At 40.7% G+C, this 13992-nt stretch carries 12 protein-coding genes; 5 read left to right on the forward strand and 7 right to left on the reverse strand.

What is annotated here, in order from left to right:
• Positions 1-55: 55 nt before the first annotated feature.
• The gene (locus B3E92_RS12930) at positions 56-1267 is read right to left on the reverse strand and encodes a CynX/NimT family MFS transporter (protein WP_286897128.1); all 1212 of its coding nucleotides are present in this window, start codon (positions 1265-1267) and stop codon (positions 56-58) included.
• 104 nt (positions 1268-1371) lie between these two features.
• Here B3E92_RS12930 and B3E92_RS12935 point away from each other — a divergent pair, with 104 nt between their 5' ends.
• Complete coding sequence (locus tag B3E92_RS12935; RefSeq protein ID WP_286897131.1) at positions 1372-2166, forward strand: AraC family transcriptional regulator; 795 nt, start codon at positions 1372-1374, stop codon at positions 2164-2166.
• A gap of 417 nt (positions 2167-2583) precedes the next feature.
• Positions 2584-3906 (forward strand): NYN domain-containing protein, encoded by a 1323-nt coding sequence (locus B3E92_RS12940; RefSeq protein WP_070569629.1) that lies wholly within the window; start codon positions 2584-2586, stop codon positions 3904-3906.
• Between the two features lie 110 nt (positions 3907-4016).
• Here B3E92_RS12940 and B3E92_RS12945 read toward each other — a convergent pair whose 3' ends face one another.
• Positions 4017-4682 carry a DUF2625 domain-containing protein gene (locus B3E92_RS12945; protein ID WP_070569625.1) on the reverse strand — a complete coding sequence of 222 codons (666 nt, stop codon included), beginning with the start codon at positions 4680-4682 and terminating at the stop codon, positions 4017-4019.
• A gap of 201 nt (positions 4683-4883) precedes the next feature.
• On the opposite strand from B3E92_RS12945, the gene B3E92_RS12950 reads away from it, so the two are divergent.
• On the forward strand, positions 4884-5414 hold the full coding sequence (locus tag B3E92_RS12950) for a YfiT family bacillithiol transferase (RefSeq protein WP_070569622.1): 531 nt from the start codon (positions 4884-4886) through the stop codon (positions 5412-5414).
• A gap of 78 nt (positions 5415-5492) precedes the next feature.
• On the opposite strand, the gene B3E92_RS12955 is transcribed toward B3E92_RS12950, so the two are convergent.
• Genes B3E92_RS12955 through B3E92_RS12965 form a run of 3 tightly spaced genes read right to left on the reverse strand, consistent with a single transcriptional unit; the run spans position 5493 to position 10770 of the window.
• Positions 5493-5720, reverse strand: coding sequence for a hypothetical protein (locus B3E92_RS12955; protein ID WP_286754391.1), 228 nt, complete (start codon positions 5718-5720; stop codon positions 5493-5495).
• A gap of 3 nt (positions 5721-5723) precedes the next feature.
• A complete protein-coding gene (locus B3E92_RS12960) occupies positions 5724-8273 on the reverse strand; it encodes an SEL1-like repeat protein (protein ID WP_286897133.1) in 2550 nt (849 codons plus the stop codon).
• A gap of 19 nt (positions 8274-8292) precedes the next feature.
• Complete coding sequence (locus tag B3E92_RS12965; protein ID WP_286897134.1) at positions 8293-10770, reverse strand: SEL1-like repeat protein; 2478 nt, start codon at positions 10768-10770, stop codon at positions 8293-8295.
• A 173-nt stretch (positions 10771-10943) separates the two neighbouring features.
• On the opposite strand from B3E92_RS12965, the gene B3E92_RS12970 reads away from it, so the two are divergent.
• Both B3E92_RS12970 and B3E92_RS12975 read left to right on the forward strand, forming a co-directional pair.
• Complete coding sequence (locus B3E92_RS12970; RefSeq protein ID WP_286897136.1) at positions 10944-11501, forward strand: hypothetical protein; 558 nt, start codon at positions 10944-10946, stop codon at positions 11499-11501.
• 60 nt (positions 11502-11561) lie between these two features.
• Positions 11562-12122, forward strand: a complete 561-nt coding sequence (locus tag B3E92_RS12975; RefSeq protein ID WP_286897138.1) for a hypothetical protein — start codon at positions 11562-11564, stop codon at positions 12120-12122.
• 136 nt (positions 12123-12258) lie between these two features.
• Here the strand turns inward: B3E92_RS12975 and B3E92_RS12980 are convergent, their stop codons facing one another.
• Entirely contained in the window at positions 12259-12963 is a 705-nt protein-coding gene (locus tag B3E92_RS12980; protein WP_286897139.1) for an NUDIX hydrolase, read from the reverse strand.
• Positions 12964-12966: 3 nt separating this feature from the next.
• Entirely contained in the window at positions 12967-13893 is a 927-nt protein-coding gene (locus B3E92_RS12985) for a hypothetical protein (protein ID WP_286897140.1), read from the reverse strand.
• Positions 13894-13992 lie beyond the last annotated feature (99 nt).

Below are 13992 nucleotides of genomic sequence, written 5' to 3' on the forward strand. Positions count from 1 at the left end.
GCGAATTGAATAAGGCTACATCAGCTAAACAGCTGTGCCTGATGTAGCCTTATCTTTAATCTTCCGCTACATACTTATCTTCCCCGGCCTTCCATCCTGCAAACAATAAAAGTACGATACTGCCCGCTAAAAAATAGAAGGAGTAATTCCAGGTAGCATCTATTTCGTGCAGCTTACCGAATACCGGCGGGCCAAAAGCTGCAATCAGATAACCAACAGACTGGGCCATGCCCGATATTTTAATCGCATTCGCCGTTGACCTCGCCCGCAGGGTAAAGAAAAGAATAGACAAACTGAAAGAAAGTCCATTGGAAAGTCCCAACAATATGGCGGCAACATAAATTCCCTGAAGTTTGTAATGCCAAAATATAAAGATACTTCCAAACATGCCTATCGCAACAGCCGCTGCCATTAGACGCTGATCCTTCATCCGATGTGCCAAAATAGGCCCAATAAACATTATGGGAATCATGGCAATTTGGATCAAAAAAAGCAACCAGCCCGTATCCTCCGCTGGCATACCATAATCGACCAATACTTTAGGTAACCAAGAAATCAAACTGTAGTAAATTAAGGACTGAATACCCATAAATAAGCTGATATACCAAGCTAATCTTGACCTAAAGATATGTCCGATTCCACTTGTCGCCGGTCTATTTTCAGTGATACCCTGTGCTTTCTTTCGGCTTAAAGCATCAAAGGAAACAACGATAAGGGATAACAAGGCTAAAATCACCCAAACCCCCAAGGAACCCTGCCACCCGAGACCAGTCCATTCGCCCAATCGTAAACTAAACCCCGAAGCAAAAGCTGCAGTCAGATTCATTGCTACGGCAAAAATGCCTGTCATCAGTCCAATCTGCTTTGGAAAATTTGTTTTTATATAACCGGGCGTAACGACATTGCCCACACAGATCCCAAGTCCGATTAAAAAAGACCCCACAAACAGCGTTGGCATATTGCCCCAAACCCGAAGCACAATTCCTACACTCAACGCCATTAAACCGAGTAATAAAAAACGGTGCATGCCCAGTTTATGTGAATATCGGCTCACTGTTACAGAACAGCTCGCAAACATAAAAAGAGGTATTGCCGTCAATAAACTGCTTTGAAAACTATTTAATTGCAAATCTTCACTGATTTGCCCCAGTACAGGGCCAACGGCTGTGATTGGCGACCGCAGATTGGTTGAGACTAAAACAACAACCAATATGGGTAACCAGGTCCAAGACACAGCTGCGGATATTTTTATATTTTCTTTCATCATAAAACCACACTATACATGTAAACCAAGCTATACACGTAATGAATGCTTGCAAAGGTATGTATGGAATTTTAATTAAATTTGCCATTAATTTAATTTAAAACGACATGGATCAGACAAATCATACGTTGATAATTGAAGGCATCCAGAAATCAACCTATGTCTGGTTTGAAGAAAACTGGATACACGACGACGCATTACACAGTCATCGGAAAGGTCAATTGATTTATGTTGAGCAGGGTTTTCAATACCTTACCGTTGCAGGAAAAATGTACCTACTCCCCCAAAATCACGTTGCTTGGATTCCTTCAGGTGCATTACATAAGACCAACTCCCACTCGGAACGCATTAAGCTTATGGTCCTTTTTTTTGATCCCCCACAATTTGACAGCTCACAAGAGCATTTGTTTTTCAATCAGGTACAGCTATTTTCGGCGCCTAAAGTATTACGGGAAATGATTTTATATACCGAAAAATGGTCAAAATTGAGAGAAGAAAATGAACAGGAAAGAGTTTTCCTCGGTGCTTTACTCCATGAACTCCCCTATTTCTGCTCACAATTACTCCACTTAGAAATTACCCTTCCGCATGAAAGCAGGCTTCAAACGGTCTTAAATCACCTACATGACCATTACACAGAAGCCATCACGTTAGACGAGATTGCCATGCTGTCCAATCTTTCGCTCCGAACTATTGAACGCCTTTTTAAAAAAGAAACCGGAATGACGCTTGCAAAATATCAGCAGCTCCTTCGCATTATCAAGAGTTTGGAGCTTCTGAGCACAAAACAATTCACCATCTCTCAAATTGCGTATAAAGTCGGTTATAAAAGCGTCCAAGCATTTACCAATAGCTTTTATGCGGTGATGAAATATAGGCCTTCGCACTTCATGATGGACTAGTTTTGGCGTAGTTACAGGCGGTTTGTAGCTGAACAGCTACAAAATTCAGGACGTTTAAAAAAAATAGTAACGAATATTTGCACAGGTGTAATATTTACACTATCTTTGTATCATCATAATTTAGGTTTATAATTGGTTATTTAAGGTTTTCATTCTCCCCGTTTGAAAACCTTTTTTTATTTATTTTCACCGTCCCTCAAATCATTTCGCTACTCCGCAAACGTAATAATTTCCCTTTTAGGCCCAAACAAAAGCAGCTGATCGCATGTTCTCAAAAAATAGCGTTCAAATTAATTCTCAAAAAATTCAAGATATTCTTTAACAATACTGTATTTTTAACGAATATATTCGGATGAGAAAGGTCACGCGAATAGAAAAGAGTTCAAATATTATATTGAAAAAATAATCTAAACATATATGGCAGAACATGGGGATTTGCAAATCGCAATACTAATCGATGCGGACAATGTATCTTATCGAAAAATCGAAGAGATTTTGAATGAAGTCAAAAGATATGGAATTCCGACCATCAAACGCATCTACGGAGACTGGACCAACCCATATGTTGAAAAATGGAAGGATAAACTCCTTACCCATGCAATTACCCCCATACAACAATACAGTTATACACAAGGCAAAAATTCTACTGACTCGGCATTAATTATTGATGCCATGGATATTCTGCATTCAGACCGGGTTGATGGGTTTTGTATTGTATCCAGCGACAGCGATTTCACCCGACTGGCTACACGTCTACGGGAATCTGGTAAACTGGTCATAGGTATCGGCGAGAAAAAGACCCCCAAACCCTTTATTGCCTCCTGCGACAAGTTCATCTACGTCGAAATTTTTGAGAAAAATCAAAAGAAAGAAACGGTCGCAAAGAAAAAGCAACAAAATCAGCCCAAACCTGCTCCCGTTGACAATCCAACAAGTATTGCCGTATTGGACGAGGAGACTTTGGAACTTTTAAAGGACACGGTGGATGATACTGCAGATGAAAATGGCTGGGCATTCCTGGGTGAGATCGGAAGTCTTTTCAACAAAAGAAAGCCTGATTTTGATGCGCGCAACTATGGATACGACAAGATGTCTCATCTTTTCAAAGCTTACAAAGAAGATTTTGAAATTGAGGAACGAAACACCGACAAATCGCGCATAAAACACTATTACATCCGTAATATTATTAAACGGCCTTTAGCAATGGCCAGCCCAGCTACAGCAGTGGATACCGAGCACAAAACTCCTGCTACTCCTACTCCTTCCGTACCCTCTACAGAAACTACGGAAAAAACTGCAAATCAAAACACCAGAAAGAAAGGGCGGCAAGATAAGAAACGTCAGGATAAAACAAACTCTGAGCCGATACAAAACGAGGCTCCAAAAGTTCAGGAAATTCAGGAACAAAAAACAGAAACGCCCCCCCCTACAGCTGACACTCCGCCCACGAACATGTTGTTTCCTTCTGAAGGTAACAAGATCACTACAGATGACGTAAAAAAATCGCAAATACGGATCACGAAAGAATTTAAACCCCTATTCCCAACCAAATCCCAAAAATTAAGGATTATGATCAACGCTGGAGAATATGAATGTAATTTTACCTATCGCGGCAGAGGGTTTCATGTGCTTAAATTAGGAAAAGATGCGGCGACCAAACTTGGCCTTTCCGAGGGGATACAAATACAAATAGTCAGACTGAACGAAGTTAGCTTTAGCCTTCAAAATAAATCAGTTTAATATCATTCAGCGGAATTATCTTCTGTATCATACGATAATAGGACAACAATACATTGTCCTATTATCGTATTAAAGCCTTATGCAGGAGGTTTGTCGTATTGAAATAACAATTAGCGTCCACCAGCAAATTCCATCGTAAAATGGTAGTTCTCATCGATGGCCATTGGCTTACGATCCACTTTACGAAAATCGCGTGCTTCTTCAGTCCACAGGAAAGGGTAAAATGAAAAAACTTGATTGCCGCTCAGGAGTTTGACCTCTTCGCTCCAGTCTTTCCATTTAAATGTTTCGTAAAACTGTCTAATATCCCCTTTCAATGCCCAAAAAACAAAATCTGAATAACCACATTCCAAACTTTCCCATTGTAAGGTATCTTGTGCGAAATAATAGACCTGTCCAATAGCATCTCCCAGCGCACCGGCATTAATAGCGAAATAACCACCTAGAACATCGTCTGCAATCAGCAAAAAACCACCTTTTTCGCCTTCCTTGTCAAAACTTTTCCCTTTATTCCATTCCATAATCCCTCGGTCCAACTGCGACGAGCCAGAGCCTAAAATACGTAACCAGCCCCCATCGATTAAAATACCACCAGTTTGATGAATAATGGCTCCCATAGGCGATTTTGTGGTAATTTGGGCCCTTAAAAGTTCCTCATCAGCCCGCTTAGGGTTTCGAGGAAGCACTTCATAAGCATTCGTCGCTTCTTTCATCCAACTTTCTACCAACTTCCATCCTGAATTACTTGTATCAATCAGTTCTTTTAGACTTTTCATTTCCTATGTGTTTTATGCAGCGACCAGCTAGTCTACCGGTCGAATTCGAACGCTATCCAGCTATTCATTGTGCCGAAATTACCATAATTCTTTATCGCATCCAAATTACAGCAGACCCAAGAGCAAATCGAAGAAAATATTCTTCGAAAACATACACCTAAAGATTAGGAACCTTGTGTCTATTTTAACTAATTTTAAGTCATGCAACATGAATTAGAAAAACTCAGATACCCTATAGGTCGCTTTGCGATACCCGATGTCATCAACAAATCCCTGTTGAATGACTGGATCAAAACAATTGCCGACTTTCCGGCCCGGTTAAAATCCGAAGTCGGCGATCTAACAGACGACGTACTGGAAAAACGCTACCGTCCCGAAGGCTGGACGATTCGTCAGGTCGTTCATCACTGCGCCGACAGCCACATGAACAGCTTTGTCCGTTTTAAATTAGCCCTCACAGAAGAAGACCCAACCATCAAATTATATGAGGAGAAATTGTGGGCCGAGCTTCCCGACGCAAAAAATATTCCAATAGAAAGCTCGATCAAATTGCTCGAAGGTCTACATGAACGCTGGGTTATTTTGTTGAAAAGCCTGACTGGCGAACAGCTTGAAAGAGGTTTTATTCATCCTGCGACCAAAAGGTTGATTTCTTTAAAGATCAATATTGGCCTCTATGCCTGGCATTGCAATCACCACCTGATGCACATAGTCAACGCTAAAAACCATTGATGGGCATCACATATCGCAATGATCATTTCACTTACAGTCAATAGATCATTGCGATAAATTTACTTTATTGCCGTCACCTTACGATAATGACATCGCCCATATAAAGGCCAGCAATCCGGCGGCAACCAGTCCAATAACACCCGATACCACAAAGGATAGGAAATAATATCCTACCGTCCGTGTTTGCTTCTTTAAACGATGAACAATGCCTGCAGATAACGTATAAAGTGTTCCAAATCCAAAAAAAACAATCAGGATCAAGTCGATCAGAATGCCACTAAAATCTATATTTGCTGATGATAACATAATTTACTTTTTCTTTTTAAACAGTTTGCCAAAAAAGGACGAGCTAGCACCTGAGTCTTCAGACTGATTATCCCATTGCAATAAATCCAGTTCGATATCCAGTTCATTGTTTTTTGCAAAATCAAGCCAATGGACATATTTTTCCTGATTTCTAAATGTAGGATCATTCTTGTAATAATCCAATAAGCGAGCAGTGGCACTTTCGTAAACACCATAGTCGTTGGCTCGTTCAAAATAGTGGATCGCCTTTTTACTGTCCTTTTTAAATTTAAGTCCCTGATCATAGAGTAATCCATAATAAATATTGGAATAACTATTTTCTTTATCCCTTTTCAAATAAACCAATAGACGATCGTAATCCTCCAAACTGTAATAGATAGAAGCTATATTGCTATTGTTCTCAACTAATTTTAATTCAGCTTTCTGATAATAGCTGAGGGCTTTTTCCAGATCTTCTTCGACATAGGTTCCACTTGAATAAAAGTAGCCTAAATTGGACAAAGCATAGCCATTACCCAACTCTGCTCCTTTCATGTAGGCATTAAATGACTTTTCCAGGTCCTTTTTATAGCCGATGCCATACTGAAAGAGGTAGCCAATTGCATTCCATGCAGCGGAATAATCTTTTTGGGCCGCTTGTTCATAATATTGAATTCCTTTGTCCAAATCTAAAAAAGGATTGTCTTCGCTATCAGTATCCGTATAGATATTCCCCAATTCATGCATGCTGCTTTCATTATTCTGGTCAGCAGAAAAGGTAAAATAGCGTATCGCCATTTCGACATCGCCTTGTCGGCAACAGTCCAAGGCCATATGATATAGCGTATAACCATCATAACTGGATTCAAAATTATCGCCCTTCGCAGCCTTCCACCCTTCAAAAAAACGATTACATATTTCAAAATCTTCTCCAGACAATTGATCCAGCTTCTTCAGAAACTGACCATATTGATCTTCCTGAATTACTTCCACACCATCGTAGCCCTTTTTATACAACAGGTCACCTTGCAATAACATCAGATCCTGATAGTGATTAACGCTTGCACAAACATAATCGTAGGCGGAACTGAGCGTCCTTTCCACTGCGTCAAAATAGTAATATCTTCCCGCATGGTCTTTCAGAATAAAATAATCCATCACAGCAGCATATACAATTTTCACATAGTGCGTTGAGAGCGGGACCAGCCACACCTTTTCAGCAGCCTGATAAATTCCCCTCCCGGTTGCTGTTTCGATAATATAGCAATCCCAGGCGCCATTACCAAAATCAGTCCCCCCTTGAATGGACCGAATTGCCAAATCTTGCAGTACAAAGGCGCGGGCTTCCAGGTCATACAAACGGATGCCGCCGGAATCAGCAAAAAATAATGCGCTTCGGCCATTTCCGGCATTGAGTACAGCAACATCTTTGACCAAGAAAGTTCCATCGGGAGACAAAACTGATTTTTTCTTTTTATTATTCAAATTGACTGCATAAAAATCAAACAGTAATTCGCTCAATGCGCTACTGGCAAAAGCGCCAAGCAAAATACCGCTATTGGAATAATAATGACGCAGTTTATTTCCCCCAATCTCTTGATAGATAAATCCATCATAATCAATTTCAAACGGTTTGTCCGCACCGGCAGCATTGAACAGCTGGCCTTGAGCATCGATGATATAATATTGCTGATCTTTCTTCCCCTGATAATAACCGTAAGCAAAATCTTCGAGTTCATCATATTCAAGTGGTATGATTATTTCTCCGTTCCCGACGTTGACTAATCCATATTTTTTAGTTAAGCTTACCTTACCAACCGTTGATCCGGTTCCATATTGGGCTGGCGCCGCCGATGAATAAACACAGGAAATAGCTTCTTCTCCACCCCTATTCAAATAACCGAACAGCTCATTTTTCTGTATGACTGCGATCCCTTCACACTCAAAAGTACCAATTTCCTGATAGCTAGCTTCGACCTTCACCTCCCCTTTTGCATTGCGTATCCCCCAAAGCCCCTGATCTTCAAAAAATTGATTATCCAGACTATCAATCGCGTCTCTATTCCACCAGCCTAAGCCATAGTTGCTCCATTCCAGTTCGAGCATCGCTAAAAAAGAAGTATAACCAGCGGACACCAAAATAAACTCAAGCTCAGCTAAGGATTGTTTTTCGATTGCTTTTTCATAGAGCAAATTCTTCTCAAGGATTTCAATTGCAAAATCTTTGGCCTGTTGGCTATGTTTAACATCGCTCATGTTAAATACATCACTTGCGTTCAGCTGGAAATAATCGAAGGGTAAACCGTCCAAAAAATCGAACAGTTTCCCGATAGCTGCCATGGCCAGCAAATCGGAATTTAACCCATATTCATGAATGAGCAAATCATACAACGCACGAAGCTTTCTGACTCCCGGTTCCTTTTCGGAGTAAACTAAGGTACCTTTTGCTTTCGGATTAGCAGCAAATAGGGGTAAAAAAAGGGGTGGAATCACATAGTTCCATTCTCCTAAATAATGAGGGAAGTAATCTTGATCCTTCTTATCTGTATTGTAAATATATATGCGATGAGCCATTTTCTATGCAATTTCCTTACTATTGATCAATTTCAACAGCATTTTCTTTAGCAAAATTGAACCAAAATCCGTATTTATCCGCGTCTGAAGCCGCTCCATGCGCTCCATAGAGTTGTAGCAAACGATTAACGGCATAGGCGTACACGCTATTTTCATTGGCTTTTTCATAGTAGCGGATCGCTTTTTGTAAGTTTTGCTTTACACCAAAGCCTTCCTCATAAAGAATCCCATAATAAATAGCAGAAAATTGATTGGTTGTATCCTTTTTCAAATAACGCAATAAGTTCGCATAATCTTGCCCTTGATAGTAGATTTCTGCGATTTGAGCATCATTATAAATCCCCGCTTTCTCTGCTTGTTTAAAATAATCTAGGGCCAAGGCATAATCTTGTTCCACATATTCACCCTCGTAATACCAGTTACCCAGGTTGCTCATGGCCTGCGCTTCACCCAGCGCAGCAGACTTTTGATAGGCCTTTAAGGCTTTAGATACATCAAAAGCTACACCATGGCCTGTGGCATATAAAAATCCCCAATTGTTCCATGCCTGCGCATGATCCTGAGCCATGGCCTTTTCATAAAAAGACTTTCCTTTTTCGATGTCCTTCCCTTCGTAGTCATCATCCGTAAAGATGTTTCCAAGCAGATATTGACAGTCCGCACTACCCCGATCTGCTCCGATGCTGAACAGTCGAATGGCATCTGAAATCTTTCCCTCCGCTTCCAGCTTCTTACCATTTTCCAACAGCGTTTCATTGTCAAAATACTGTTCGTAGCCGTCGCCCTTACGCCTGATCCACGCCTGATAGAACTGTACAAAATAGCTTTGATCGCGCCCCCGGAGCTGGTATCGCTCGGAATACAAATAGCCATATGCCGTTTCGGGAATCTCGACAACATTTCGATTTAAATCCAAATTAAACAACTTATCCCCTTTGAATAAAAGCAACAGTTCACCTTCGGCCGCTTCTGGTTTTGGGTAATGAAAGGGCGAACAGATATAATCATACAGCTCACTCCAGACGTTAAGCTTCGTATCGAAATAACGCATTCCATGTGCACAGTGTATGCGCATAAAATCCAAAAAGCAATGCTCGATTTTCTGATAGGCAATAGCAGGTTCAAGTAACCATTCCCCTCGATGAGCGTTATAAATCCCCTGTCCTTGGGCACAACCAACGACAAAGATATCTTTACGGTACTGCTGTATATGATCGACTAGAACCTGATCAATCGTTAAATCAGCCAATCGGAATAAGCCCTGTTCAAGCGAATAGATCTGCCATCTTTTATTTTTGAGATACGCAATACTTCGATAGTCGTCCAACACTATAATCCGGTCAATTCCTTCATCCAAAATATTACCATCGGGTTGAATGACGGCAATTTTTGACTGTAGCTTATTGGGTTTAATCCAAAAATAGCGATTGGCTAGCGGCTCCAGGCTACCTTCCAAAAAAGTCCCTAAAAACTGACCATCCATTAGGTAATACTTCCTTTTTATCGTTCCTTTTTGCCGGCTATAGAACAACTTGTTATAGTCAAACATAAACGACTCGGCTGCGGGATCTGAAATAATCAATCGTCCTTCAGCCGAAAGGAGCATGTGGCTATCCCCCTGTCTTGCATTTAAAAAGCCATAGGCGATCCAGTCGAGTTCATCATATAATGCAGGTATGCTCAGCTGTTTGGTATCAATATGCAATACCCCACGTTTTCCTGCCACTTCCACTTCAGCGTAATTGTTCCCGTTGATATGCCGGGCATCAAAGGCCTCCACATATTGACATGGAATTAATATAGTGCCACTCGTATCAATATAACCAAAAAGGCCATCGCGTTCAACAACGGCGATCCCCTGTTCATTGAATTCGAATATTTCATCGTAAATCGCCTCAACCAAAATATCCCCCTTGGCATTCTTTATTCCCTGCTTTCCTACTGCCTCAAAAACCTCAGGGTCTGGCTCTTTCAGAACGTCTTCTTCCCATAAACCCAATCCATAATCAATCCAATCGGTTTGAAGGGCATCTAAAAAAGAAGTATAACCAGACGCTTTCACAAGCGGGTCCAGCGGATCTAAGGACTGTTCTTCGACAGCTTGTTCAAACAATAAGGCTTGCATTTTAATTTCTTCCACCCAATCTTTGGCTTGCTCCACATCTTTTTCCGCATTCATGGTAAAAACATCGCGTCCGTCGATCTGCAAGGTATCAAAAGGTAGCGCTTCCAAAAATTCAAACATGTTGTTGACAGGCTCATAATAGCTTTTTTTATAATGCAATTGATACCTATCAGCCAACAACGCATAAAAATAGCGAAGTCTTGCGATCCCATCTTCCTTGTTGGCATAAAGCTGAGAACCCTTGGAACGAACATGAGCAGAAAATAAAGGTAGCATCAGAATAGGAATTTCATAATTCCATTCCGCCAGGTAAGTGGGATATGTTTCTTTGGTCCTAAGATTTACATTATAGATATAAATACGATGTGCCATACTTTATTTCTTCTGTTTGTTGTTGTATCGCATTAATCCATTCCAAAAGACAAGAATCATGCGAATGCTGTAAAAATACCGTATTTATCTTTTTTTCGATTAGCGGAAATCCGGGATTTTTTTTCAATGCTATTTTATGCAAATTTGGATTGGATTTTGTAAAAGAAAGAATAATGAAGCATTTCAAATACAATTATTACAGCAGTGCATTATTGCTCCTCTCATTACAAATCGCTTGTCAGGAAAAACCAAAACAAGCTGAAGCACCTGTAAGTTCAAGCAAGGCCATGGAAAAAGCTGTCGAGGATACTGCCCCAAAAAAAAATATATCGTTAAAAACTTCCAAACTGGATAGCATTGACCAAGCAAATGCACAAAGCGTACTGGAATCTGACGAAATCACCAAAGCTTATGTAAACTTAAGTGCTCGAGACACTATGATCCGCTTACATGCCAATATACGTATCGATCATCGCTTCTTTGGATACGAAGAGGCAGATAAACAGGCTACGAAGTTGCTTTTGTTTTCCATCTTTACAAATGATGTGGAACACAATCCATTTCAACTCAAATTGGGTGCATACTATGATACCTCCGACTTAGAAAGTAAAGGTTTAAAACTAAAATATGCTGGCCTAAAGGGCGACTTTGTAGCAGCGAAAATCATAGACGCCACCGATACACCGGTAGGCACCGTCTACTTCGAAAGAAAATGGGTTGAGATTGAATAACAAAAACCGTTTCTCAATCTATATGTTTATGAGTAACAACAATAATTGCGAAAAATAACGATGAAGGTAATCTTAAAGACTATGTTTCTGTCCTGCATGGTATTGTTTTTCAGCTGCCAGCAAAAGAATGGAGCTAAAAAATCAGCTGCCGCATTCAGCAGCACCGCCAGCATAGACTCCATAAAGAAACAAAAAGAGCTAACATCCATATCCGATGATAACCTTTCGCTCTTTAAACAGCTGTATCCTATTGCTATTCTTCGACCGGAAAGCAACGATAGTTTTAAGAAGTATGGCATCGAATTCTCAGGAATATGTTATGCATGCGATCTTGCAGAAATCAAAATGAATAAAAAACAACTGCTTTTGGTCAATGTCTGTGATTCCAATGAAATCTATCAAATCAAAGATTTCACCTATAATTTTCGTGACAGCGGCCTCACGATTAAGACTAAAAATAATGAGTTTTACTTCAAGAAAATAGAAAAAGAGCCCATTTTCGAATTAAAAATCAAGGGGGATTCTCTTTTGTTAAAAAATAAACGTGTCGCAAAATACTATACACAGAAAGCTTTAGTCGATCGGTTCGAAGTCCATGATTGTGGTGATTTTCAGGGTTAGCCCAAACGCGACTAAGCTTGAATTAGTGTATTAAGACAGCGCTGCACCGGACATTAACGTAAGATCTTAAAAAGACCAGACAGCAATGAAAGCAGGCAGAAGCCAATTTCATGGTTGCCTGCTCCGTTCGTTAGACCTATACTTCAAAATAAAACCCCGATTCAGTAAGTTCTTTATATTTTACCCTGTCAAAACTATAGATCTTTGCAGCCCTGGCACGCCGGTCTTTTTGCTTATCGCTGTGGTCGATCAATAAACCCATGCTGAGAATTTTTTTTCGAAAATTCCCACGGTCAATTGACCGCTGCAGAACGGTTTCATACAAATTGTGTAAATCGGGCAACGTAAACTGTTTGGGCAAGAGCTCAAAACCGATCGGTTGATAACGAATTTTACCCCTGAGCCGTTGTATGGCGGTGTTCAAGATCTGTTTATGGTCAAAAGCGAGATTCAACTTTTCGTCAATACCAAACCATTGCACCGCATCGATATCAACCCCTGCTTCCAACGTATAAGCATCGGGCCTGACAAGTGCATAATAAGCAATACTAATGACTCTTCCGCGCGGATCACGAGCTAGGTCTGAAAATGTATAAAGCTGTTCGAGGAAAATATCTTTGAGACCGGCCTCCTCCTGCAGTTTACGAAGCGCACAGTCGTCGGCGTTCTCATCTTCCTGAATAAAACCGCCAGGAAATGCCCATTTTCCCAAGAAAGGCTCTATTGCCCGTTTGGTCAATAATACCTTAAGCTGGTTTTTATCAAAGCCGAAGATTACACAGTCAACCGTAACAGCAGGTCTTGGGTAATCATATGTGTATTTTTTTTCTGAGGCTGTCATCTGCTACAAAGTTACTTCGGTTGACAATTTGATCTGGATTCCATACTTCTCCTTTAAAGCCTCAAACTGCTGTAAAGTCTGCGCTTCAAATCCAGCGATGGGCGACATACAGTCGATCAATAAGGTGATTCGTGACGTAATCGCTCGATCTTGTTCAAAATATTCCAAAATCTGCACGGTTGATGCTAAAACACAATGACTGGAAGCTTCACCGGCGATGTATATCGCATCGTAATCGCGAATTGCATCGAGCACAGCATGATTTACGAATTTATTATCGTCATATTCCGCTTTGATAATACCGTACATTTCCGTATTTGGATCTTGCCCCTTATAAACCAATATCGGTTTGACCTGACGCGCTGCACTGTGAAAATAAAGCATATTGGTAAATTGACTCTCCAGCTGCGCCCCCGAAGTCCCTTCCAGACAATGGTATGGCCAGATACACAATTGTTTTTTTCCCTCAGCTTCCAAATGCTGGAGATAATCCAGCGCTAAGGCTGTATGGTCATTCGCAGCACGCCAGATACCATCGCGGACATCGGCATGGCGAATAACGGTGAATGGATCCGGATGATTTCCCGCACTGTCAAGCCACCAATCGGCATGGAAAATCTGCCTTATCGAGTGACAATCGAGACTACACATGACTTGCGTTAAGACCTCAATATTACGGTACATCCACTGCGTCAGACGTTGTACATCGGCCTTTGAACCGTTGACGGCAAGACTACCGATGGATTCCATAAAATCATTTTGGACATCGATCGCCAATAGCAAGGTTCGTTTTTTATCCAAGGCTGCTGGCTGTATATTTTCTTCCTGTGCCAACATCAACATGTTTGGAATATTATCCTTTTTGCCGCTGGCAATCTGTTGGACATCTACAATCTGATCAAATTGTGTTTTTATGTTATTCAGTTTCATAACATCTATATTTACTTCAACGCAGCCTTCATTTCGCAGAACGATGAAGCCATTAAAGCCTTCTTCCAGTGAAAAATCATCTTCACTATAGTACTTTTT

Origin of the sequence: Sphingobacterium sp. UBA6317 (assembly GCF_002440385.1) — a bacterium.
Taxonomy (GTDB): Bacteria; Bacteroidota; Bacteroidia; order Sphingobacteriales; family Sphingobacteriaceae; genus Sphingobacterium; species Sphingobacterium multivorum.

What these genes read in the sequence shown, in the direction of transcription:
- B3E92_RS12930 (WP_286897128.1), bottom strand. Translation starts at nt 1,267, where the DNA reads ATGATGAAAGAAAATATAAAAATATCCGCAGCTGTGTCTTGGACCTGG.
- B3E92_RS12935 (WP_286897131.1), top strand. Translation starts at nt 1,372, where the DNA reads ATGGATCAGACAAATCATACGTTGATAATTGAAGGCATCCAGAAATCA.
- B3E92_RS12940 (WP_070569629.1), top strand. Translation starts at nt 2,584, where the DNA reads ATGGCAGAACATGGGGATTTGCAAATCGCAATACTAATCGATGCGGAC.
- B3E92_RS12945 (WP_070569625.1), bottom strand. Translation starts at nt 4,682, where the DNA reads ATGAAAAGTCTAAAAGAACTGATTGATACAAGTAATTCAGGATGGAAG.
- B3E92_RS12950 (WP_070569622.1), top strand. Translation starts at nt 4,884, where the DNA reads ATGCAACATGAATTAGAAAAACTCAGATACCCTATAGGTCGCTTTGCG.
- B3E92_RS12955 (WP_286754391.1), bottom strand. Translation starts at nt 5,720, where the DNA reads ATGTTATCATCAGCAAATATAGATTTTAGTGGCATTCTGATCGACTTG.
- B3E92_RS12960 (WP_286897133.1), bottom strand. Translation starts at nt 8,273, where the DNA reads ATGGCTCATCGCATATATATTTACAATACAGATAAGAAGGATCAAGAT.
- B3E92_RS12965 (WP_286897134.1), bottom strand. Translation starts at nt 10,770, where the DNA reads ATGGCACATCGTATTTATATCTATAATGTAAATCTTAGGACCAAAGAA.
- B3E92_RS12970 (WP_286897136.1), top strand. Translation starts at nt 10,944, where the DNA reads ATGAAGCATTTCAAATACAATTATTACAGCAGTGCATTATTGCTCCTC.
- B3E92_RS12975 (WP_286897138.1), top strand. Translation starts at nt 11,562, where the DNA reads ATGAAGGTAATCTTAAAGACTATGTTTCTGTCCTGCATGGTATTGTTT.
- B3E92_RS12980 (WP_286897139.1), bottom strand. Translation starts at nt 12,963, where the DNA reads ATGACAGCCTCAGAAAAAAAATACACATATGATTACCCAAGACCTGCT.
- B3E92_RS12985 (WP_286897140.1), bottom strand. Translation starts at nt 13,893, where the DNA reads ATGAAACTGAATAACATAAAAACACAATTTGATCAGATTGTAGATGTC.